This is a genomic window from Pseudomonas asplenii, from assembly GCF_001293465.1.
GTDB classification, from domain to species: domain Bacteria; phylum Pseudomonadota; class Gammaproteobacteria; order Pseudomonadales; family Pseudomonadaceae; genus Aquipseudomonas; species Aquipseudomonas fuscovaginae_B.
In genome coordinates this window covers 14,342-35,041 of the sequence record NZ_JSYZ01000022.1, presented here as the reverse complement: position 1 = coordinate 35,041, position 20,700 = coordinate 14,342, and the positions used below count along the sequence as shown (strand labels likewise).

The following is a 20,700-nucleotide window of genomic DNA, read 5'->3' as shown; positions in this document are numbered from 1 at the left end:
CCCTCGACGGACGGAGCGCTGCGCGCTCCGTCCCCGTCCCGAACTACCGCAACCCGATAGCCCTGACTCTCAAGCCATCCGAAACGTCGTGGCGCCCGCTACCCGATGAGGGCGCCCTTACTGTTCACCTCCAATTGAAAGGGTATTCAATGAAACATTCATTCAAGCCGCTCTCCCTGGCCCTGGCGCTGGGCCTCACCGCCTCGCTCCCGGCCCACGCCGCCACCTCCGCCAGCGTGGCCGTCGCGCCGCAATACGACACCAGCCACGTGTATGTCGCCCCGGGCGACGTCGATGCCTTCGTCAAGAGCTTCCTCGCCACCTTCGGCGGCAAGAGCACCCCGCAGGTGGTGGTCAACGTGCTGCCGGTGCCGAGCAGCACCACCTCGCAGTTGCTGCAGACGCCGGTCGGCACCGTGTCGCTGTTCGGTTTCACCACGCCGGTGCCGTACCCGTTCGGCGCCGAGCGTAACGGCTACCTGGTCAAGGACCTCGACGTCGCCCTGGCCGAAGCCAAGAAGCATGGCGCCGACGTCATCGTCCACGACTTCCCCGATCCGATCGGCCGCGATGCCGTGGTGCAATGGCCGGGCGGCGTGAACATGCAGCTCTACTGGCACACCAAGACCCCGGACTACGCGCCGTTCCAGACCGTGCCGGAGAACCGCGTGTACCTCTCCGAGCAGCGCGCCGACGCCTTCATCAAGGGCTTCGTCGGTTTCTCCCACGGCAAGGTCGTGGCCGATGAAAAACGCCTGGACGGCGCCGTGGTCGGCGAGCCGGGCAAGCCGATCCGCCGGGTCAGGCTGGAGTCCGACTTCGGCAAGATGGTGGTATTCGTCACCGACGGCCACCTGCCCTACCCGTACGGTCGGGAAACCACCGGTTACGAGGTGAGCGACCTGGCCGCGACCCTGGCCAAGGCCGAAAGCTCGGGCGCCCATCTGGTGGTCGAACCCAAGGCCGAGCCGGGCCGCCAGTCGGCCATCATCGAGTTCCCGGGCGGCTACGTCGCCGAGATCCACCAGCCCGTCGCGGCCAAGTGATTGAAGAGAGGTGAACCATGAGCCGACGCCCTTCGCATAGTCGTTATGCCTGGGCTCTGGCCGTGCTGTGGCCGCTGGGAGTTTCCAGCGGCCATGCCGCCGAACCCGCCGAACGCCCCGTGCTGAAAACCAACCGCTGGCAGGAAGACTGGTCGGTGCTGCAGAACCCGGCCCTCAAGACCGCGCCGCTGGACGATCTCAAGTACATCCCCTTGTCCGCGGACAATCCGGACAGTTACCTGTCGTTCGGCGCCACCCTGCGCGAGCGTTTCGAACTCAACGATGCCGCCGGTTTCGGCATTGGCGGGCGCTCGCGCGACTCCTGGCTGATCCAGCGCCTGCAGGCGCATGCGGATCTGCACCTAAACGAACACTGGCGCGTGTTCACCCAACTGGAAGACGCTCGTGCCTTCGGCAAGGACGCCATCGGCGGCGCCGACCAGAACCACCTCGACCTGCGCCTGGCGTTTGCCGAGTACGTCGACCAGACGGCCGACCACACCTTCAAGGCGCGGGTCGGCCGCCAGGATTTCGCCTTCGACCTGCAGCGTTTCATTTCCTCGCGCGACGGCCCGAACGTGCGCCAGTCGTTCGATGCGGTATGGGGCGACTGGGAGACCGAGAACTGGCGTTTCATCGGCCTGGCCAGCCACCCGGTGCAGTACCTGGACGGCCGCCACTTCGACGACAAGTCCAACGCGGACGTGGCCTTCCACATGCTGCGGGTCGAGCGGCTGATCGGCGGCAAGAACGAGCTGTCCGCCTACTACGGCCTCTATGAAGAACGCGACGCGCGCTACCTTGATGCCCAGGGCGACGAGCACCGCAACATTTTCGACGTGCGCCTGGGTGGCGCTTCGGGCCCTTACGACTGGGACGTGGAAGCGATGGTCCAGAGCGGCTCGGTCGGTTCCAAGGACATCCGTGCCTGGGGTGGCGGCAGCCGCCTGGGCTACACCTGGCAATCGACCCCGTGGAAGCCGCGCCTGGGCCTGCAACTGGATGCGGCCTCGGGTGACCGGCACCCCGGCGACGGCACGCTGAACACCTTCAACCCGCTGTTCCCCAACGGCTACTACTTCTCCCTGGCGGGCTACACCGGCTACAGCAACCTGATCCACGTCAAGCCGTCGATCACCGTCAAGCCGGTCACCGACCTGTCGGTCCAGGCGGCGGTCGGCCTGCTGTGGCGCCAGACCACCGAGGATGCCGTCTACACCCAGCCCAACCTGCCGGTGGCCGGCACCGCCGGACAGGGTGGACGCTGGACCGGTTACTACGACCAGCTACGGCTGGACTACGCGTTCAACCGCAATCTGAGTGGGGCCATCGAGGCAGTGCATTACGAAGTCGGCCAGGCACTGCGCGATGCCGGTGGGGATGACAGCAACTACCTGGGGGTCGAGCTGAAGTTCATGTGGTAGGCCGGGCATGCTCGGGTATCCGCAAGTCTTCTGGTGAAGCCGGGGGCCTCTTCGCGGGCAAGCCCTGCTCCTACAGGTCTGCGTCGCACACAGAAGCTGCATACGACACACGTCCCCAGGAGCAGGGCTTGTCGGAACGCCGCACCGCCACACCACCGCGAAGCTCTTGCTTTTGCTTTTGCTCTTGCTTTTGATCTACCCGCCCCGTTCCCAGCGGGCTGAGTGGAGGTTCTGTTTCGAGAGTCGCCCGGCAGGGATGCCGGGCGAGCCGTGTTGGGCCATGGATGGCCCGTCACGGCGTGCTCTCGAAACAGGACCGGAGCGAAGGAACCCTCGCGCAGCGAGGGCCAATGGAGGGGCAAGCGTTTTTGGTTACTTTTGCCGCGACTGGCAAAAGTGACTCGCCCGTAAGGGGCGAAACCGTAACATCAGCTAAACGCGCAAACGGATATACACACCGCCTCCGGCGTCACGCCCCTTCACGGCAACCACAACCACCAGCCCACCGACCGCACAGACCACCGCCGCGACACCGAACGCCCCGCTGTACCCCCCGCCATACTGCACCAGCAGCCCGGTCAGCGAAGGCGCGATGATCCCCGCGATATTCGCCAGCAGGTGCACGAAGCCACCGGTACCACCGACGCGATTGCTCGGCACGATGTCCTGGATCAGCGCCCAGCAGATCTGCGGGGTGACGAACAGGAACACACTGGACACGGTGATGCAGGCCACCGCCATGTGCAGCGAAGTCACACGGGTGGTCAGCAGCACGCAAGCCGCCGCCACCCCCAGCCCCACCACCAGCATGATCTTGCGGGCACGAATGACGCTGCCGAGCTTCTTGCTCAAGACGTCAGTCAACACGCCACCGCCGAGGAAACCCACCGCCGCCCCCAGCCAGGGAATGACGCTGACGATACTCATGCTCTTGATGTCCAGGTGCTGATAGTCCATCAGATAGCTGGGCAACCAGGTCAGGAAGAAATACAGCACATAGTTGAAGCAGAAGAACGCGGTGGCCACCGCCAGTACCGGTGCCGAGAAGATGCACGAGACCAGGCTGCGCTGCTCCTGCACACCTTCGACGGCGGAAGTGGCGCGGCTGCTGCGAATCAGCTCGCGCTCGGCTGCTGACACCTTCGGATGCTGGTCCGGCGTGTCCTTGAAGAACATCAGCCAGGCCGCCAGCCAGACCATGCCCAGCAGGGCAATCACCACGAACGAAATGCGCCAGCCGAAGTTCAGCGCCACGATCCCGACAATCGGACCAGCCAGCGCCGCCCCCAGCGGCTGGCCGCAGTTGGTCAGGCCCAGCGCGCGTCCCGCCTCTTCCCGTGGGAACCAGTTGGAAATCGCCTTGTTGGTCGTGGTGCCCATCGGCCCCTCGCCCATGCCGAACAGCACCCGGAACACCAGCAACTGGAAGTAGCCGGTGATCAGCGCAGTGGCGCCACAGAACGCCGACCAGGTGCCGGCCGCCAGCGCAAAAACCCGCTTGGGCCCGAACCGGTCAGCCGCCCAGCCGCCGATGAAGCAGAAGGCACAGTAGCCGATGAAGAAACTGCTGAAGATGAAGCCCATCTGGGCGTCGTCAATGTGCAACTCGGTCTTGAGCAGCGGCGCGACCACCGACAGCGCGGCTCGGTCCAGGTAGTTGAGGATGCCGGCGAAAAACAGCAGCCCGGCGATCTTCCAGCGGTAATTGCCCATCATGGTTGTAGTGCCTTTTATAGTTATTCGGACAGGTGATGCGGTGGCTCAGTCGATGACGGCCCTATCGATGCAGTAGGTTTCCAGTACCTCGAGGTCAGGTTTGAAGCCCAAGCCCGGGGTGGTGCCCAGGCGCAGACGCGGTTGGAACGCCAAGGCAGGGAACAACAGGCGTTCGAACTCGATGAAGGGCACTTCCACCGCCACCTCTTCCGGCAGCAGCGTGCACAGGTGGGCCACCGCCAGCAGTCCGGGCCCGTAGTAGAAACAATGCGGCACGGCTTTCACGCCGTATTGCTGGGCCAGCTCGAAGACCTCGAGCATGGCGCCGATGCCACCGATCTTGGCGACACTCGGCTGCACCACATCGATCGCATCCTGGTCGAGCAAGGCGCGCACGCCGTTGACGCCGGCGGCGTTCTCGCCCGCCGACAGCGGCACGCCCCTGGCGCGCACGGTCGCCAGGCCACGGGCATCATCGGGCGGCCACACCGGCTCTTCCAGCCAGGTCAGATCCAGCTCGCGCAGGCGGTCAGCCATGGCCCCGGCCTCCTCCACCGTCCACGGGCAATTGACGTCGACCATCAGCTCGCCCTCCGCAGCCGGCAGCGCCTCACGGGCGGCCGCGATGGAGGCGTAGGTGGTCTCGTGCAGCTTGATCTTGCGAAAGCCCAGGTCGCGGGCGCGACGGACCTGGCGAAAGACTTCCTCAGGGTCGCCCCCGTAGCTGACCAGGCTGGCGTACAGCTCCAGCTCGCGGGGCGTGCCGCCCAGGTAGTCGTAGAGCGGCTTTCCGGCGGCCTGGGCGGCCAGGTCCCAGAGGGCGATATCGATACCCGAGAGGGCGTAGAAGATCGGGCCGGTGCTGCCGAAACCATGCAGGGCACGGCGGGCCTTCTCCATCTGCGCCCGGTGGTCGGCCACCGCACTGCCGATGAACTGCGGGGCGACCACATCGGTCAGCGCCTTGAAAGTGGCAGGGTTCGAGCCGTGGCCGAAGGCTTCGCCCCAGCCTACCCGGCCATCGTCGGTGGTGACCTTGATCGCCAGGCATTCCATGCGCCGATGGCGGGGCGAGGCGGCATTGAAGGCATCGTCATCCTTGGCCTGGCCCTGGGACTGGCGTTCGACCGTCCCGGCGCTGAAGGGAATGCTCAGGCGGATGATCTCGATACGGCGGACTTTCACAAACACACGCTCCGGTAGCACTTATTGGGGGATTTATTGGCTCGGCTTTGAGGTACGTTATCGTACAACCCAAGCAAGAGCCAGTCCCGAATGCGGCATTCCAACGCACCTGCCCCATTCTCCCGCCCACCAGAACCTCATCGAGCCATCGCGACACTACCTTGAAAATGTCGTCGCAATTGCGCTCGTAGATCAGGCCGTGGCCGTTGCCATGGATGCCCAGTGCGGGCAGATCCAGATGATCGACCCGCGCGCCGGCGGTACGCAGGAACGGCACGATGCTGCTGGCGAAAGAGGCGAACACCGACGTTTCGCCAGTCAGCAGCGCCACCGGCAGCCCCTCGAATGCCGGGACCCGCAACGTCGCCGGGTCGGCTGCACGCACCTCGTCAGCCGTCGCCCGGGGCGGGTCGAAGGTGATCGGCGCCGCGGTCAGCCCCCAGTCCAGGGCGCCGATACCTGGCGTTTCGCCAAACACCGGGCCCATCGGCTCGACCGTGACGATGGCCGCCACCCGTTCCGGCCGTCGATCCGCCAGCAACCAGCCATCAGGGCCCGAGGCGGAATGGGTGACGATAATGGCCTTGCCGATGCGGTCCAGCAGTTGCGCCAGGCGATCCGCGTCGAGGGTCTGTGACGCCGCCAGGTCCGCCGGCATGGGGCCGTAGGCGGCGATGAAGGCATCGAAGGCGGCTTCGTCATCGGCCGCGAACGGCCACTGGGTTTCCTGCCCGCCCTCGGGAAAGTACACCTCCCGGGCCCGCTCGTAGGAAAACGCCGGGCCCATCGGCCCCATGATCTGCGAATGATAGGGCGAGCGCCCATGGCCCGGCCGGTCGACGCAGAACACCACATGGCCGGCCTCGACGAAACGCTGGGCCCAACCCGGGCGCCCATCAGGGGTATCGAGCCATTCGGTGCCCTGCAATGTACCGCCGTGCACCAGCACCACCGGGTATGGCTGGGTGATGTGCTCGGGTGCTTCCCAGGCAACGAACATCGGGCCCTTCTGGAAGTGCCTGCCCGCCTGAGCCACCCGCGGCCCGGTGACCCAGAAATGCCCACGCCGTGAAGTGGTGGGCGCGGCGCTGTACCAGGGGGCCCGGCGCGGATCGGCGGCGCCGGGTTGCAGGGGCACACTGGCGAAGGCTGACCAGTCCCGATCGCCCAGCCCCCCGGCCATGGCCGCCGACATCCTCGAACGCACGACGCTCGCCGCCGGTAACGACAGGCCCTGGTCGGCAGCGGCCGCCAACGCCAGATTGACATCCTTGAGGCCCAGGGCCAGCTTGAAACCCGGCTCGTACTGCTCGTGGACGATGTTCTGCCCGTAGCGTTGATAGCTGGGGCAGGCAAACAGCGTCTGGGTCATGAGTTCGATGAAGGCAGCGGCCTCCAGCCCATGGCAACGGGCCAACGCGCTGGCTTCGGCCAGGGACTCGATGGCCTGGGTGATCATCAGGTTGCCGGCGATTTTCGCGATACAGGCCTGCACCGGCTGTTCGCCGAGCCTCCAGGTTTTCTTCCCGAGCACATCGAACAGCGGCTGTACCCGTGCGATCGCCGCCTCGGCCCCTGCCGCCAGGATGTTCAACTCCCCCCTGGCCGCCACGGCCGGCACGCCGAACACCGGCGCGGCCACCAGCGCCAGGCCCAACTCGGCATGGCGGGCCTGCAAGCGCTCCACGAGCCGAGGCGACAGGGTCGACATCAGCACATGCGTGCAGCGTCCATCGGCCGCCTCCAATACCCCGGCGGCCAGCAGCACGTCCTCCACCGCCCGGTCATCTGCCAGCAGGCTGATCACCACGTCCACCTGGAACGCCGCCGCTGGCGAAGCCAATTCCACCACCCCTTCCAGCCCCTCCAGGGTCTGGGGGCTGCGGTTCCAGGCCGCCACCCGATGCCCCGCCCGAACCAGCCGCGGGATGATCGCCCGCCCCATGCTGCCCACGCCAATAAAGCCAATGTTCATCGCAGTGCTCTCGATTAGGTGCCTGGGCCTATTGTGCGAAGCGCGGGGTTGCGACGGGACTGCCATTGCTGCATCTTCGCCGTTCATTTTTGTACGAGGTGCGCCGTGGACTGGAACGACTTGCGCGTTTTTCTGGCGATTGCCCGCAGCGGCTCGCTGGGCGCGGCCGCCCGGCAACTGGGCGTCAGCCACCCGACCGTCGGCCGGCGCCTGCAGGTGCTGGAGCAGGCCAACGGCCAGGTGTTCTTCCGCCGTACCGGCCAGGGGCTGGTGCTGACCGCCGCCGGTGAGAGCATCCTGCACCTGGCCGAAGAGATGGAGCGCAGCGCCCTGGCCATCGAGCGACGCATCGCCGGCGACAGCGACCAGCCCGAAGGCCTGCTGCGGATCTCCTGCGCGGACTGGTTCGCCGGCTATGTCCTGGCGCCGGTCCTGGCCGAGCTGCAACAGCGCTACCCGCTGATCGTCGCCGAAGTGATCGCCGGCCACCGCCTGTTCGACCTGGCCCGGCGGGACGCCGACCTGGCCTTTCGGATCGTGCCATTCACCGAACCCGACATCGTGCAACGGCGCCTGACGACCCTGCGCTACGGGCTCTACAGCGCCCACCTGCCCGCTCCCACTGCCGCGCAGGGCGAGCAGCCCGGCCTGATCCTGATGAACACCGCGCAGGCGCATTACCCCGACGTGCTCTGGCTACAGAGCCGCTATCCCAGGGCGAAAACCGTCTTCACCAGCAGCAGCCGCACCGTGCAGGCACGGATGTGCGCCATGGGGCTGGGCCTGGCGGTGCTGCCGCGGGCGCTCGGCGACCAGTCGCCGTTGCTCAGGCGCCTGGATATCGACGAAGAGCCGCCCACCCGCGATATCTGGATGGGCTACCACCGGGACATGCGCCAGATGGACCGACTGCGTGCTCTCGCCGACCTGGCCGTGGAGCGGCTCGGCGACGACTGACACGGCCGCTGATAGGCCATCGCGTACCACACCGCCGGTGTTCGCGGCGCCGTTGCAAAAGCCCCCAGCCGTGCTTCAGGGCTGGAGCGCCGCCAGTTCGGCCATGAGCACCTGGACCAGCGCGGCAGCGGGCAGCTCCCGGGCCAGCGGTGCCGCCTGCCCCGCCCATTGCGCCGCGAAGTCGTGACAGCCTTTCGCGGTGGCGGCGGCGTTCAGTTGCTTGTTCGCATCATAGGCATAGGGATAGGCGGCCACCGCCACCTCCCGTCCTTCCAACAGGGTGAAATTGCGGTTGACCAGTCCCCTGGCCGGCCGCCCGGAAATCACGTGGGTGACTTCGGTACGCTCGGCCGCGCTGCCCTTCAAGGCAGCACGGTAGGCCGCATTGGCCGACGACTCCGGGCAAAGAATGAAGGCCGTGCCCAATTGGACGGCCGACGCGCCCAAGGTCAATGCGGCACGGATACCGGCCCCGTCCATGATCCCGCCAGCGGCGATCACCGGCAATGTGCAACGGGCCACCAGCAGCCTCGTCAGCGCCAGGGTGCCCATCTTCGTATCCTCGCCGGGGTCGAAGAGGCCGCGATGACCGCCGGCCTCGTAACCTTGTGCCACCAGCGCATCGACGCCCGCCTGCTCGGCCAGCCTCGCTTCGGCCAGGCTGGTCACCGAGCAGAGCAGCGTCGCGCCGATGCCCTTCAATGCCGCGATAGTGGCCTGGGGCGGCAGCCCGAAATGAAAGCTGACCACGGCCGGCTTCTCCTCCAGCAGCATCTGCAACATCGGCGCATCGTCCAGGAACGAGCGATAGATCTCGCGCAGCGCCGTGGGTGGCTCGGCGCCAAACTCACGAAACAGCGGGCCCATGACCTGCAACCAGCCCGTGTCCCTGGCCGGGTCGGGCAACGCGGGCTGGTGACAGAACACATTGACGTTGAACGGCTTGTCCGTGAGCGCCGCCGTCTCGCGGATCGCCTGGCGCGCCTGCTCGACACTGGAGGCGCCGATTCCCAGGGAGCCCAGCCCTCCGGCATTGGACACCGCCGCCGCCAACTGCGGCGTCGAAACACCGGCCATGGGCGCCTGGATGAGGGGAAGGTGCACATTCAGCAAGGACAGCAGCGTATTCGACATGGCATCACCTGAATGACTGGATGAAAAGAACCTGCATGACGCGCCTCACTCGCGCGTGACCGGGCCGACGGTCAAGGCCGCCGCCAGCCAGAGCGCCAGGGTCGCGGTCCACAGGGAGGGGTTGAAGGAATGGGTCCGCGCATAGAGGGCGCCAGCGATCAGCGGTCCGAGGATCTGGCCGATGCCGTGCGCGGCGGTCATCACCGCCATGATGTTCATCCGGAAGTCGGCCGAGACCCGCTTGGCCGCCGGCATCGCGATGGTCACCGTGCCCATGAACGTCGCCCCCACCACCAGGGCACTGGCGATATAGGCCGCGGGCGTCTGGCTGATGGCCGGAAGCAGCACACCGATGCCCTGCAACGACAGGTTGCCGCGCAACGCCGCGCGCGTCCCGAAACGCCCGTGAGCCCGATGCCAGAGGTAACAGGACGGCGCCGCGCCGAGCCCGAACACCGCCCACAGGTGCACCGGGTTGACCGAACCCAATGCATCCTTGACCAGCAACGGCAGGTAGGTCGCGGTGATGATGTAGCCGAGCCCCGACAGGCCATAGAGGCCGATCAGGCGCCAGGCGGCCAGGGGCAGGTGATCGAGTCGCAACGTCGCTGCCTGCGTCGGTCGCGACGCCAGCGGTCGCCCGTCGAGCAGGAGCGCCCCGCCGCCGCCCAGGATCAGCGACGCGACCGCTAGCACGCCCCACAACTGGTAGGCATCGAGGGCAAACCGCTCGCCGACCGCCAGCAGCTCGGCGGACAAGGCAATCCCGACGCCCACCCCCGCATACAGAATCGGCGCGCCCTCCGGATGAGCCCGGTGCTGCAACAGCCAGAGCGAGGCGGCAATCATCGACAAGGCACTGAACACCCCCGCCGCGCCTCGGATCAGGATGATTGCCCAGGGACTGGAAACCCCACCCAGCAACCCTAGCGATATCACCGTCGCCACCACCGACACCAGTCCCCAGTGACGGGCACTCGGCGCCTGCAGCCGGGCCGCCAGCAAGGCGCCGATCAGGTAGCCCAGGTAATTGGCCGAGGCGGCGAGCGTGCCATCACTGACCGAAAGCACGCCCTCCCCGACCATGACCGGATACACGCCGGTAAAGGCAAAACGACCGAAGCCCATGCCCACCGCGATCACCGCGGCGGCAGCCAGGGCGGAGGTGAAAGGGCGATTCAGCGAAGCAGACGTGTCGAGCGGCGAAGCGAGCATGGCGCCCCCTTTATCTACGAGGCCAGGGCGAGATCCGTGAAGGCGCCGATAGCGGCCGTCCGGCTGCCCTTGCGGTACACCAGCCAGGTCGCCACGTTGGCGATCGGCCGGGTGGTGACCGCCGGCGACGGCGGCTGCAGGGCCAGCAGGCTGGTCGGCGCGATGCACAGGCTCTGCCCGGCCACCACGCAGGCGAACATGGCGTGATAGGAGGCCACTTCATGGGTCATGGATACGGCCAGTTCGCCCTGCTCGGCCAGCCACTGCTGACCGACACGACGATAGGTGCAACCTGCGGCGAAGGCCGCCAGCGTCAACGGCGCCTTGCCCTGCCCCACCGGCATGACGGCCACCAACTGTTCCTCGAAGACCGGCACACCGGCCAAACCGCGATGGGCCAGATCCTCCTCGATGGGGGTGCCCTCCTCGCCCGTCAGCGCCACCAGGGCGCAATCGACCAGGCCATCACCGAGCAAGTCCAACAGCGCCTGGCTGGTACCGGTCCTCACCGCCAGACGCACATTCGGCCAGCGTTGCTGGAAGGCTGTCAGCACCCCGGGCAAGCGGGCGGCCGCCGTGCTCTCCATGCTGCCGATGCGCAACGTGCCTTGCGGCTGCGCGGGATGCAACACCTGCACCGCCTCCTCCGCCAAGGCCAGCAGGCGCTGGCTGTAGTCCAGGAACAGCTTGCCCTGGTCGGTCAACGACAAGCGCCGGCCTTCGCGAACGAACAGGTCGACGCCCAGTTGCTGCTCCAGTGCCTGGATACGGGTGGTGACGTTCGATTGCGCACGGCCCAGGACGACGGCGGCCTTGGTCACGCTCAGTTCGGCGGCTACGGTCTGGAAGATTTCGAGGGAGCTCAGGTCCATTTCAATTCTCTAAAAGAGATTATTAAAAATAATATATTCTCAAATAAAGATTAAATGAAGTGCCAATCGTCTACCAGCCCTGCTCCTGCTTTGATCTCTCGAGCGCAAAATACCTAAGTAAAAATAACCCCCCCTCTTCCTTAACAGGCCGACTACTGGCACTTTGACTTACTCGGAAACCTCTATATAGTTTCCACATAACCACACCAAACACAGGGATGTTGAGATGAAAAAGCGTGAGTTCCTGCTACCCCTTGCCACTCTGACAGCCGCCGTAACCGCCACCCAAGCATCGGCCACTGTTGCGACGCTCGACGCCGGAAAGGCAGATGAAAATCACGCCATCGAGGCTAAAGGTGCGGCTCTACCTATCATTCAAGTGGGTGAGCAAATGGTCACCGGACGTCAAGGTGACAATCTCTTCAGCTTTGTCCTCAAACGTGGTGAAAACGGCCAGATGGTCGCAGCCCACCACTCGCACAGTTCACATGCGTCCCATAGCTCCCACAGCTCGCACTACTCGGGCCGCTAATGGCTGGCCTCGCTGAACTGACCTTCGACAGCAAGCTGTACGGAGCAGAAGCAGTCCAAAAGGCGGCATACCGCGCTATGCACGCCTTTACTCTCGATTTGACGGTCGATGGCGAGAGCATTCTCTGCAGGTTGGTGGGCAACATCACCACCGAACAAGAAGCCTTCGAGCGTGCTGTTGAGGAGTTTCGCAAGGACGTGCTCGACTATCAGTTGCGTGCGCAGCTTCAGGCTGAAACTGCCCCCATCCGCAACCTCATCATGGGATTGGCATTTTCCAACGCTAGGTTGAACTGAAGTGAGTAAATTCCAAGGACTGGATAGCTACACACGACAAGATGGATATGAGCTACTGCCTTTCAAGTTCGACCGGCTTGCGGGTGATGATTACGTCATCACCAACATGGTCGGCGAACACTTGGTCATGCCGATGGTGGATCTACTTGCGGTCCTCAAAAAAGATCTTGTAGCGGATCACCCGCTTTACGCATCCCTCCGCTCCAAGCATTTCATCCGTCATGCCGATGAGCAGGCGCCACTAGATTTACTCGCGCTGAAACTGCGTACAAAGCTCTCACGACTGAGCGGGTTCACTAGCCTGCACATCTTCGTCGTGACACTGCGCTGCGACCACAGCTGCCCCTATTGTCAGGTTTCGCGACAGATGGACGGCGAGACATCCTTCGACATGACACAAGACATGGCGGAAAAGGCTCTGGATTTCGTCTTCCGTTCTCCCAACCCTGCGATCAAGATCGAATTCCAGGGCGGTGAGCCACTATTGAACTTTGAGATGGTGCGTTTCGTAGTGGAGGCCGCGAAGCGGAGGAATATAGAAGAGAAGCGGGATTTAGAGTTCGTCATCGCCACCACATTGTCGTTACTCACCGACGAAGTCCTCGAGTTCTGTCACGAGAACGACATAATCCTTTCGACGTCACTCGATGGTCCTGCCGATCTGCACAACGCGAATCGCCCACGCGTCGGCCGCGACAGCTTCGAACGCTTGGAAGCAGGCCTAGCCAAAGCCCGCAATATCCTAGGTGTGGACGGCGTCAGCGCACTGATGACAACCACGGACAAGAGCCTGCCCCGCGCCCGTGAGATCATCGATGAATATGTCCGACTGGGCTTCAATGGCATTTTCTTGAGGGCACTTTCTCCGTATGGCTTTGCGATAAAGACACGCAAATTCATGACCTACGATACGGAGCGTTGGCTAGAGTTTTACAAGGAAGGACTTGCCTACATACTTGAGCTTAACAAGGCCGGGATCCCTTTCGTTGAGCACTATGCATCCTTGATTCTCAAGAAGATGCTAACTAGTAATGATCCAGGCTATGTCGACCTGATGAATCCCGCTGGCGCCGGTATTGCGGCGATCGTCTTTAACTATGACGGTTCTGTATACGCCTCGGACGAAAGCCGAATGCTTGCAGAGATGGGAGACCAGTCTTTCCGGTTGGGCAACATCCTGACCGATAGCTACGAAGACATCATGCTCTCCGATGCCCTACTCGATGCTTTGGAGCAATCATTCACGTTAAGTGCGCCAATGTGCTCCGACTGCGCTTTTGAACCCTACTGCGGCGCCGAACCCGTGTTCCATCACGCCATGTTCAATGATGTCTTGGGCAGAAAGGCCGAATCCTCATTCTGCAAGAGAAACATGTCGATCTTCAAACACCTGATCGGCCTGATGCAGTCGGACGTATCTATTCGCCGTCTGTTCATGCAGTGGGCTAACGCATGCTGAAACTATCCGGAAAGGTCGGACGTGTTCAACTGATCGAGGTTCAGAACCGTCCGTTGCTACTTCAGGTCAGTACGAATCCGGCGCTGCCAAATGTACTGCGGACGACTCGGGCCTTCTTGGTTTCTAACAATGAGATACCCGAAGGCTACCAGCATTATCTGATCCCAGAGTCCCTTGAGTCGCGTGCGAAAGAGCTGGAAGGAATAAGGTCATTCACCTTGCTGCCCAAGGATTACCACTATCTGGGGCACGACGACATCATTCGCTTGGACGGCCAGGCAATACGAGTGCTGTTCAGGGCTAACTCTGGTCACAACTCACTGCTGGTAACCGAGCAATGCAACCACTACTGCCTGATGTGCTCTCAACCCCCCAAGAACATTGATGACAGTTGGATCCTCAATGAACTCGAAGCGCTGATCCCCCTGATCCCTAGGGACACCCCTGAGGTGGGTTTCTCGGGTGGAGAACCTACGCTTGCCGGGGAGCGATTCATCAATCTCATCCGGATGATGAAGTCGTATCTGCCGAGAACTGTCGTTCACGTGCTTTCAAACGGGCGGGGTTTTGCTGATGAGGGTTTTGCCCGTCAGTACGCTAAGATCGAGCATCCCGATATCATGGTCGGGATTCCCCTTTACTCCGATGATCCCAGCTTACACGACTATATTGTCCAAGCTCCGGGAGCTTTTCAGGAGACTGTCCAGGGGATTCTGAACCTTAAGCGCCTTGGTCAAAAGGTTGAGATTCGGATCGTGTTGCACAAGCAATCGATCAGTCGACTGCCTCAACTGTGCGAATACATTGCGCGGAATCTCCTGTTTGTCGATCACGTAACGTTGATGGGACTGGAAATGACAGGTTTCACGCGTGCCAATCTGGCTGCCCTGTGGATTGACCCTGCGGACTATCGGGACACTCTAAGTGAAGCTGTAGGTATTCTGGCAGCGTATCGCATGAATGTTTCCGTTTACAACCACCAGTTATGTCTTGTGAATGAAGACGTGTTCCCCTACTACCGCAAGTCAATTAGCGATTGGAAGAACGAGTACGTGCCAGAGTGCAAAGGCTGTATACGAAAGCATCAGTGTGGCGGTTTCTTTTCCTCAGGGGTGAGGAATGGGTACAGCAAGGCGATCACCCCTTTTGCAGTAACGTCACTTGGCGACAGACTAATCCTTTAATGAAAAAGCGAAAAAACGAAAACCGTGAAAACCGGGACGCGTGAAAACCTGAAAACCGGACGAAAACCGGGACGGATCTATTTTGACGAAGCTTGATTGACTTTCTGATTGAGCGGTTTAAGCACATTGATAACATTGTTGATCGGGATGGCGGCCATTGTTAGCGATCCGCACCATGATGAGCGAAAAGGGGACGAATTTATTTTCTACACTGAGCATCGGGAGAAAATGAATCCGTCTCCTTTCTCTACCCTGCAACCCTGACCAGCATACCCTGCGTCAAATCATCGATGATCGCCTTCCCCATCTCACTCAAGTAATGCGCAGCCCAGGCATAGCGATCCCCATCGTTTTCCAGAGCGGCATCAAGAGCGAGCGCTTTGGCGCAATGGAGCAGGACAGAGGCATGTTCCATGGCTTCCAGCATAGGCACATCCGGGTTCACCCGAAATAACTCACGGCCCTGTGAGCCGCACTGGGAAAAAGTGGTGACACCGAGGGTTTTCAAGTGTTCGCTCATTGCACACCTCCCATGCCAGTCATGAGAAAGCTGTAGGGCTGAGAGGTATTGGAGATCGAGAGAAAAGCGGGATTGTTGCGTGTACTGAAAGCGTGCATGGATAAACGTCCCTATCAAATGAGGTCTGATTTCTCCTGTACCCAATCGAGTTTCCAAGCCCGGTCGCTGAATTGGCAGCGACGGGGAAAAGGTAACGCGCACCATCAGTCGCTGCAATGCAACTGGCCCGACGTATTTGAGTCGAGAGATTTCAACCATCGTAGGGACGTAATTGATAAACCAGGGAAACCTGCAAGTAAGTATCGTCAAGGAGAGAGCTACCGTTTCTGCACGGTTCTTGGTAGTTCGCTCGATAAATCCTGATTTCTGAGGAAATCGCCCACTTTTTCTTAAGCACACCAAGAAAATCTTCAGAATCACTGGTTTCCTCAATTTTTTCTTAACCAGCCTGCCCTACCTAGCCGTTCATGAAGGCTCAATGCCCACCGACAACTAAATGGTCGCAAGATCTTCACATCGCTGAGCGTTCCGGCCAGTGCGGGGTACGCGGCTATTGCCGATCTGCGTCACAAAAGCAGACGCCGAGCGTCCTGAGAGGCATTCCCACGCGGAGCGTGGGAACGATCGGAGGGCGTGGGGTCTGCAACAAGCCGAATTGCCCCCTGCCCCGAATGCCTTCCGCAAACCACCTTCCATTGACCCACATCAATCCTCGACGCCCCCACCCCCCATTGTCTAAGATCGGACCTTTAACGTTTCAGCGTATTTCAACAAGGATCCCGATGTCTGTTCATGAGGCGCCACCCGCCACCTACTCGAAAAGCACCGTCGCCAAGATGGAGGCGGCCATGGCGCTGGGAAGCTTTGCCATTGGTACCGGCGAATTCGCCATCATGGGGCTGATGCCGGACATCGCCCACAACCTCCAATTGACCGAACCCCAGGTCGGCCATGCGATCAGCGCCTATGCCCTGGGCGTGATGGTCGGCGCGCCGACCCTGGCGATCCTCGGCGCCAAGCTGCTGCGCAAGCACATGCTGCTCCTGCTGATGGCGCTGTATGCGCTGGGCAACCTGGCGACCGCGTTCGCGCCGTCGTTCAGCAGCCTGGTGGCCTTCCGGTTCATCAGTGGCCTGCCCCATGGCGCCTACTTCGGTATCGCCGCGGTCATCGCGTCGAGCATGGTGGCGAGCAATCAGCGCGCCGGAGCCGTGGCCCGGGTGATGATGGGCCTCACCCTGGCGATGCTGCTGGGCAACCCGATTGCCACCTTCCTCGGACAGTTCTTCGGCTGGCGCTCGGCGTTCGTGCTGGTAGGGGCGATTGCGCTGTGCACCATCGCGCTGGTCTGGCGCTTCGTGCCGCAGCCGCACGACGAGCCCCGTAGCGATCCGCGCAAGGAACTCCAGGCCTTTCGCCTGCCACAGGTGTGGATGGCCCTGGGCATCGCGTCCATCGGCTTTGCCGGGATGTTCTGCGTGTTCAGTTACCTGGCGCCGACCATGCTGGAGGTGACCCAAGTCTCGCCGCAGTGGATTCCGTTCGGCCTGGCGGCCTTCGGGGTGGGCGGCATCATCGGCAACATCGCCGGCGGCAAGCTGTTCGACCGCCTGCAGTTCCGCGCTGTCGGGCTGGTGCTGCTTTGGTCGATCGGGGTGCTGCTGTTCTTCCCCTTCGCCGCCAGCTCGCTGTGGTCGCTTCTGCTGGGCATCGGCCTGGTCGGCACCATGGTCGCCCTGGCCGCGCCGTTGCAGATCCGCCTGATGGACATCGCCCACGAAGCGCCGAGCCTGGCCGCCGCCTCGAACCATGCCGCGTTCAACCTGGCCAACGCCCTGGGCCCATGGCTGGGCGGGATGGCGATCACCGCCGGCCTGGGCTGGACCAGCACCGGCTACATCGGCGCCGCCACGGCGCTGATCGGCCTGGGCCTCTACGGGGTGGCCCGGCGGATGAAGGGCGGGCACTGAGCCCGGACGGCGCCCTCCTCCGGGCGCTGCCGACAACCACCGACGAGCCGCCACGGTGCGGCCCGTCGGGGTCTCGCGGCGCCTCCAGGCGCGCCGCTCAGTCCGGGTTCACTTCCAGTACGAGCTTGCCCTGGGCTCGGCCACTCTCGATGAGGGCGTGAGCCCGACGCAGGTTGTCGGCGTTCAGCGGGCCGAAGTGCTCGCCCACCGTGGTGCGCAGGATGCCGTCATCCACCAGCAGGGCCACCCGTGTCAGCAGCGCCTGTTGCAGGGCCTGGTCCTCGGTGCGGTACATCGAGCGGGTGAACATGAACTCCCAGTGCAGCGAGATCGACTTGCGCTTGAGCGGCATGGCATCCAGCGACGCCGGGTCATCGATCAGCGCCAGCTTGCCCTGGGGCTTCAGCACTTCGACCAACTGCGGGTAGTAGTGCTCGGTATGGGTCAGGCTGATCACGTAGTCGACCTGGGCCACGCCCAACTCCTTCAGTTGGGCCTGCAAGGGCTGACCATGATCGATCACATGATGGGCCCCCAGCTCGCTCACCCAGTCGCGGGTCTGCGGGCGCGAGGCCGTGCCGATGACGGTGAGCCGGGTCAGCCGGCGCGCCAACTGCACGAGAATCGAGCCGACGCCACCGCCTGCGCCGATCACCAGCAGCGACTGGCCCAGCCCGCCCCCTTCCGCCACCCGCAGGCGATCGAAGAGCAGTTCCCAGGCGGTGATCGCGGTCAACGGCAGTGCCGCGGCCTCGGTCGCGCTGATGGATAACGGACGCCGGGCAGCGATGCGCTCGTCGACCAGCCCGTAGTCGGCATAGCAGCCCGGCCGGGTGATGTCGCCCGCATACCAGACCGGGTCACCGACCACGAAACCGCTGACCTCGGCACCCACGCCCTCCACCACGCCGACGGCGTCCCAGCCGAGGATGCGCGGCGCAGCGGGCTGCACGCCCAGACGCAACTTGCTGTCCACCGGGTTGACGGCAATCGCCTGGATTTTCACCAGCAGGTCCCGCGGCCCGGGCACGGGCTTTTCCAGTTCGATTTCGTACAGCGCCCGGGGATCGGCCAGGGGCAACCCGGCCTGATCGTAGACAAAGGCTTTCATTGACGTACTCCTGCGTTGGGCTCGCGGCTCATGAGCCGCAGGCGGCTGTTGGCTGATTCCTGGCCATCATCGTGCCGTCCGTTGACCCGAAAACAAATGACATATAGGGTCATGATTCTAGACATCAGGCGATTACGGACATGCATCGAATAGGCTACCTGCTGAGCGAGGGTTTTCAGGTGATGGCGCTGGGCACCCAGACGGTGTTCGAGTTCGCCAACGTGGTGGCCCAGGAGCCCATCTACCAACTGACCAATTACTCGATGGAGGGCGGCCAGGTCCGCTCCTCGATCGGCGCCGTCGTCGACACCGAACGCGCTGACGGCCAGGCCGCCGATACGTGGATGGTCTCCGGGGTGGTCGACCCGCTGGCGCATGAGGTCAGCCAGGCCCAGCTGCAATTCGTGCGCGAGTCCGCCGAACACTGCCGACGCACCGTGGGGCTCTGCACGGGTTCGTTCGTGCTGGCCGAAGCCGGGCTGCTCGATGGTCGGCGGGTCACCACCCACTGGGCGTATGCCGATGCGCTGCGCCAGCGCTACCCGGCGGCACGGGTGGAAGTCGACCGGATCTTCATCGAGGACAAGGGTGTCTGGACCTCGGCCGGCCTCACCGCGGCCATGGACCTGGCGCTGGGCATCGTCGAAAACGACCTGGGCCCGGAGCTGGCCACCCAGGTGGCGCGGGTGCTGGTGATGTATCACCGGCGCAGCGGCGGCCAGTCGCAGCATTCGCGCATGCTGGCGCTGGCGCCCAAGTCCGACCGCGTGCAGGCGGCCCTGGAGCACGCCCGCGCCAACCTGGCCGGCGACCTGACCCTCGAAACCCTGGCCGCTACCGTGCACCTGAGCCCGCGCCAGTTCAGCCGGGTGTTCCTCGCCGAAACCGGGCTGTCCCCGGCCAAGGCGGTGGAACAACTGCGGGTGGAGTCGGCCCGCCACATGATCGAGCGGGGCCGGCATTCACTGGAGGTCATTGCCCGGGAGAATGGTTTCCGTGACCGCCGACACCTGCGCGAGGTGTTCGTGCGCACGCTGGGCGTTTCACCCCTGTCGCTGCGGCGCGAGAAGGCCTGAACAGGGTTGCGGCGACCGCGGCCCCGCGTCAGAAATCGAAGCCGTGTCCCAGCTCCTTCTCCATCCACTGCAGGAAACGCCGCACCCGGGAGAAGTTCGAATGGGCTTTGGGGAACACCAGATGATGAGCCGCCACCGGGGCGCTCAGCGATTCGGGTGACACCTTCACCAGTTCGCCGGAGTCGAGGTACTTGCGCGCCAGCAAAGCGCTCTCCAACGCAAAACCCAGACCATGGCTGGCCGCTTCCAGGGTCATGTAGGAACGGTCGAAACTCAACGTGTAGGGTTTCTCCGGACGGGCCAGGCCGTGCTGGGCAAACCAGGCCGGCCATCTGAGCAAGGTGGCCTCGGAGAGAATCAGCTCGCGGTCCAGCAGGTCCATGGCGCTGCTCACCGGGTGTCGCGCCAGCAGTTTCGGCGCCGCCAGCACCTCGAAGGTTTCGTTGCGCACGGTGCGCACTTCGTAGCTGGGCCAGTTGGGCTCGCCATGGCGGATGTCCACGTCGATCTTGTCGCGGCTGAAATGCAGGGACTCGTAGGAGCACGACAGGTTGATCTGGATGTCCGGGTGTTCATCCCGGAACGCCTCCAGACGCGGCATCAACCAGAGCAGGCCGAAGCTCGGCGCGGAATGCAGGCGCAGGCAGTCCAGGCTGACATCGCTGCTGGCCCGTTCGGTCGCCACGGCCAGGCTGTGCAGCAGGCCGGACACCTCCTTCAGGTACTGTTCGCCCACCGGCGTCAGGGTCACGCCGCGTGCCCCGCGCACGAACAGCTGGCGGCCGATCATGGCTTCCAGTTTGGCCAGTTGATGGCTGACCGCCGAGGGCGTGAGGTCCAGCACCTCGGCCGCGCGGGCGACGTTGCCGAAGCGCGCAGCCTGCTCGAAGGCCTGAATAGCCCTCAGCGGTGGAAGGGGCGGCGCCGTATCGTCGAGAGAGCGCATGGCAAGGGGTCCGCATGTTTTGTGGCTTTCCATTCAACCACCAAGCCGATCGGCTGACGAGTGCTGAATTTTCTTCAGCACT

18 protein-coding genes are annotated in these 20,700 nt (G+C 63.4%); 9 read left to right on the top strand and 9 right to left on the bottom strand.

Going from position 1 to position 20,700, the window contains the following annotated elements:
• The first annotated feature begins 149 nt into the window (after nucleotides 1–149).
• Both PF66_RS25815 and PF66_RS25810 read left to right on the top strand, forming a co-directional pair.
• Nucleotides 150–1,046: a hypothetical protein gene (locus PF66_RS25815; protein ID WP_054060825.1), complete on the top strand. Its 897-nt coding sequence runs from the start codon at nucleotides 150–152 to the stop codon at nucleotides 1,044–1,046.
• A gap of 17 nt (nucleotides 1,047–1,063) precedes the next feature.
• Nucleotides 1,064–2,470 (top strand): alginate export family protein, encoded by a 1,407-nt coding sequence (locus PF66_RS25810; RefSeq protein WP_054064199.1) that lies wholly within the window; start codon nucleotides 1,064–1,066, stop codon nucleotides 2,468–2,470.
• A gap of 432 nt (nucleotides 2,471–2,902) precedes the next feature.
• On the opposite strand, the gene PF66_RS25805 is transcribed toward PF66_RS25810, so the two are convergent.
• From PF66_RS25805 to PF66_RS33310, 3 genes are read right to left on the bottom strand one after another with little or no spacing between them, the layout of a single operon-like run.
• Nucleotides 2,903–4,186 carry an MFS transporter gene (locus PF66_RS25805; protein WP_054064198.1) on the bottom strand — a complete coding sequence of 428 codons (1,284 nt, stop codon included), beginning with the start codon at nucleotides 4,184–4,186 and terminating at the stop codon, nucleotides 2,903–2,905.
• A gap of 45 nt (nucleotides 4,187–4,231) precedes the next feature.
• Nucleotides 4,232–5,371 (bottom strand): mandelate racemase/muconate lactonizing enzyme family protein, encoded by a 1,140-nt coding sequence (locus PF66_RS25800; protein WP_054064197.1) that lies wholly within the window; start codon nucleotides 5,369–5,371, stop codon nucleotides 4,232–4,234.
• Complete coding sequence (locus PF66_RS33310; protein ID WP_206542434.1) at nucleotides 5,280–7,346, bottom strand: alpha/beta fold hydrolase; 2,067 nt, start codon at nucleotides 7,344–7,346, stop codon at nucleotides 5,280–5,282. Before PF66_RS33310 ends, PF66_RS25800 begins: the two co-directional genes overlap by 92 nt.
• Nucleotides 7,347–7,451: 105 nt before the next feature.
• Here PF66_RS33310 and PF66_RS25785 point away from each other — a divergent pair, with 105 nt between their 5' ends.
• Entirely contained in the window at nucleotides 7,452–8,303 is an 852-nt protein-coding gene (locus PF66_RS25785) for a LysR family transcriptional regulator (RefSeq protein ID WP_054064196.1), read from the top strand.
• Between the two features lie 75 nt (nucleotides 8,304–8,378).
• Here the strand turns inward: PF66_RS25785 and PF66_RS25780 are convergent, their stop codons facing one another.
• Genes PF66_RS25780 through PF66_RS25770 form a run of 3 tightly spaced genes read right to left on the bottom strand, consistent with a single transcriptional unit; the run spans nucleotide 8,379 to nucleotide 11,524 of the window.
• Nucleotides 8,379–9,437, bottom strand: coding sequence for an NAD(P)H-dependent flavin oxidoreductase (locus PF66_RS25780; RefSeq protein WP_054064195.1), 1,059 nt, complete (start codon nucleotides 9,435–9,437; stop codon nucleotides 8,379–8,381).
• A gap of 45 nt (nucleotides 9,438–9,482) precedes the next feature.
• Entirely contained in the window at nucleotides 9,483–10,652 is a 1,170-nt protein-coding gene (locus PF66_RS25775; RefSeq protein ID WP_054060947.1) for a YbfB/YjiJ family MFS transporter, read from the bottom strand.
• A gap of 14 nt (nucleotides 10,653–10,666) precedes the next feature.
• Nucleotides 10,667–11,524, bottom strand: coding sequence for a LysR family transcriptional regulator (locus PF66_RS25770; protein WP_054064194.1), 858 nt, complete (start codon nucleotides 11,522–11,524; stop codon nucleotides 10,667–10,669).
• Nucleotides 11,525–11,750: 226 nt separating this feature from the next.
• Between PF66_RS25770 and hxsA2 the strand changes: the two genes are divergently transcribed.
• The 4 genes from hxsA2 to hxsC are packed head-to-tail and all read left to right on the top strand — an operon-like array spanning nucleotide 11,751 to nucleotide 14,995.
• The gene (hxsA2, locus tag PF66_RS33125; RefSeq protein ID WP_054064193.1) at nucleotides 11,751–12,056 is read left to right on the top strand and encodes a His-Xaa-Ser repeat protein HxsA2; all 306 of its coding nucleotides are present in this window, start codon (nucleotides 11,751–11,753) and stop codon (nucleotides 12,054–12,056) included.
• On the top strand, nucleotides 12,056–12,352 hold the full coding sequence (gene hxsD, locus PF66_RS25760) for a His-Xaa-Ser system protein HxsD (protein WP_054064192.1): 297 nt from the start codon (nucleotides 12,056–12,058) through the stop codon (nucleotides 12,350–12,352). Before hxsA2 ends, hxsD begins: the two co-directional genes overlap by 1 nt.
• Before the next feature lies 1 nt (nucleotide 12,353).
• Entirely contained in the window at nucleotides 12,354–13,811 is a 1,458-nt protein-coding gene (hxsB, locus tag PF66_RS25755; RefSeq protein ID WP_054064191.1) for a His-Xaa-Ser system radical SAM maturase HxsB, read from the top strand.
• Entirely contained in the window at nucleotides 13,805–14,995 is a 1,191-nt protein-coding gene (hxsC, locus tag PF66_RS25750; RefSeq protein ID WP_054064190.1) for a His-Xaa-Ser system radical SAM maturase HxsC, read from the top strand. Before hxsB ends, hxsC begins: the two co-directional genes overlap by 7 nt.
• A gap of 247 nt (nucleotides 14,996–15,242) precedes the next feature.
• On the opposite strand, the gene PF66_RS25745 is transcribed toward hxsC, so the two are convergent.
• Nucleotides 15,243–15,515, bottom strand: coding sequence for a DUF3077 domain-containing protein (locus PF66_RS25745; RefSeq protein ID WP_054064227.1), 273 nt, complete (start codon nucleotides 15,513–15,515; stop codon nucleotides 15,243–15,245).
• Between the two features lie 782 nt (nucleotides 15,516–16,297).
• Between PF66_RS25745 and PF66_RS25740 the strand changes: the two genes are divergently transcribed.
• On the top strand, nucleotides 16,298–17,485 hold the full coding sequence (locus PF66_RS25740; protein WP_193394232.1) for an MFS transporter: 1,188 nt from the start codon (nucleotides 16,298–16,300) through the stop codon (nucleotides 17,483–17,485).
• A gap of 97 nt (nucleotides 17,486–17,582) precedes the next feature.
• Here PF66_RS25740 and PF66_RS25735 read toward each other — a convergent pair whose 3' ends face one another.
• The gene (locus PF66_RS25735) at nucleotides 17,583–18,596 is read right to left on the bottom strand and encodes a zinc-binding alcohol dehydrogenase family protein (RefSeq protein WP_054064189.1); all 1,014 of its coding nucleotides are present in this window, start codon (nucleotides 18,594–18,596) and stop codon (nucleotides 17,583–17,585) included.
• Between the two features lie 140 nt (nucleotides 18,597–18,736).
• Here PF66_RS25735 and PF66_RS25730 point away from each other — a divergent pair, with 140 nt between their 5' ends.
• Nucleotides 18,737–19,672, top strand: coding sequence for a GlxA family transcriptional regulator (locus PF66_RS25730; RefSeq protein ID WP_054060730.1), 936 nt, complete (start codon nucleotides 18,737–18,739; stop codon nucleotides 19,670–19,672).
• 28 nt (nucleotides 19,673–19,700) lie between these two features.
• On the opposite strand, the gene PF66_RS25725 is transcribed toward PF66_RS25730, so the two are convergent.
• Entirely contained in the window at nucleotides 19,701–20,618 is a 918-nt protein-coding gene (locus PF66_RS25725) for a LysR substrate-binding domain-containing protein (RefSeq protein WP_054060731.1), read from the bottom strand.
• Nucleotides 20,619–20,700: the final 82 nt, after the last annotated feature.

What these genes read in the sequence shown, in the direction of transcription:
- PF66_RS25815 (WP_054060825.1), top strand. Translation starts at nt 150, where the DNA reads ATGAAACATTCATTCAAGCCGCTCTCCCTGGCCCTGGCGCTGGGCCTC.
- PF66_RS25810 (WP_054064199.1), top strand. Translation starts at nt 1,064, where the DNA reads ATGAGCCGACGCCCTTCGCATAGTCGTTATGCCTGGGCTCTGGCCGTG.
- PF66_RS25805 (WP_054064198.1), bottom strand. Translation starts at nt 4,186, where the DNA reads ATGATGGGCAATTACCGCTGGAAGATCGCCGGGCTGCTGTTTTTCGCC.
- PF66_RS33310 (WP_206542434.1), bottom strand. Translation starts at nt 7,346, where the DNA reads ATGAACATTGGCTTTATTGGCGTGGGCAGCATGGGGCGGGCGATCATC.
- PF66_RS25780 (WP_054064195.1), bottom strand. Translation starts at nt 9,437, where the DNA reads ATGTCGAATACGCTGCTGTCCTTGCTGAATGTGCACCTTCCCCTCATC.
- PF66_RS25775 (WP_054060947.1), bottom strand. Translation starts at nt 10,652, where the DNA reads ATGCTCGCTTCGCCGCTCGACACGTCTGCTTCGCTGAATCGCCCTTTC.
- PF66_RS25770 (WP_054064194.1), bottom strand. Translation starts at nt 11,524, where the DNA reads ATGGACCTGAGCTCCCTCGAAATCTTCCAGACCGTAGCCGCCGAACTG.
- hxsA2 (WP_054064193.1), top strand. Translation starts at nt 11,751, where the DNA reads ATGAAAAAGCGTGAGTTCCTGCTACCCCTTGCCACTCTGACAGCCGCC.
- hxsD (WP_054064192.1), top strand. Translation starts at nt 12,056, where the DNA reads ATGGCTGGCCTCGCTGAACTGACCTTCGACAGCAAGCTGTACGGAGCA.
- hxsC (WP_054064190.1), top strand. Translation starts at nt 13,805, where the DNA reads ATGCTGAAACTATCCGGAAAGGTCGGACGTGTTCAACTGATCGAGGTT.
- PF66_RS25745 (WP_054064227.1), bottom strand. Translation starts at nt 15,515, where the DNA reads ATGAGCGAACACTTGAAAACCCTCGGTGTCACCACTTTTTCCCAGTGC.
- PF66_RS25740 (WP_193394232.1), top strand. Translation starts at nt 16,298, where the DNA reads ATGTCTGTTCATGAGGCGCCACCCGCCACCTACTCGAAAAGCACCGTC.
- PF66_RS25735 (WP_054064189.1), bottom strand. Translation starts at nt 18,596, where the DNA reads ATGAAAGCCTTTGTCTACGATCAGGCCGGGTTGCCCCTGGCCGATCCC.
- PF66_RS25730 (WP_054060730.1), top strand. Translation starts at nt 18,737, where the DNA reads ATGCATCGAATAGGCTACCTGCTGAGCGAGGGTTTTCAGGTGATGGCG.
- PF66_RS25725 (WP_054060731.1), bottom strand. Translation starts at nt 20,618, where the DNA reads ATGCGCTCTCTCGACGATACGGCGCCGCCCCTTCCACCGCTGAGGGCT.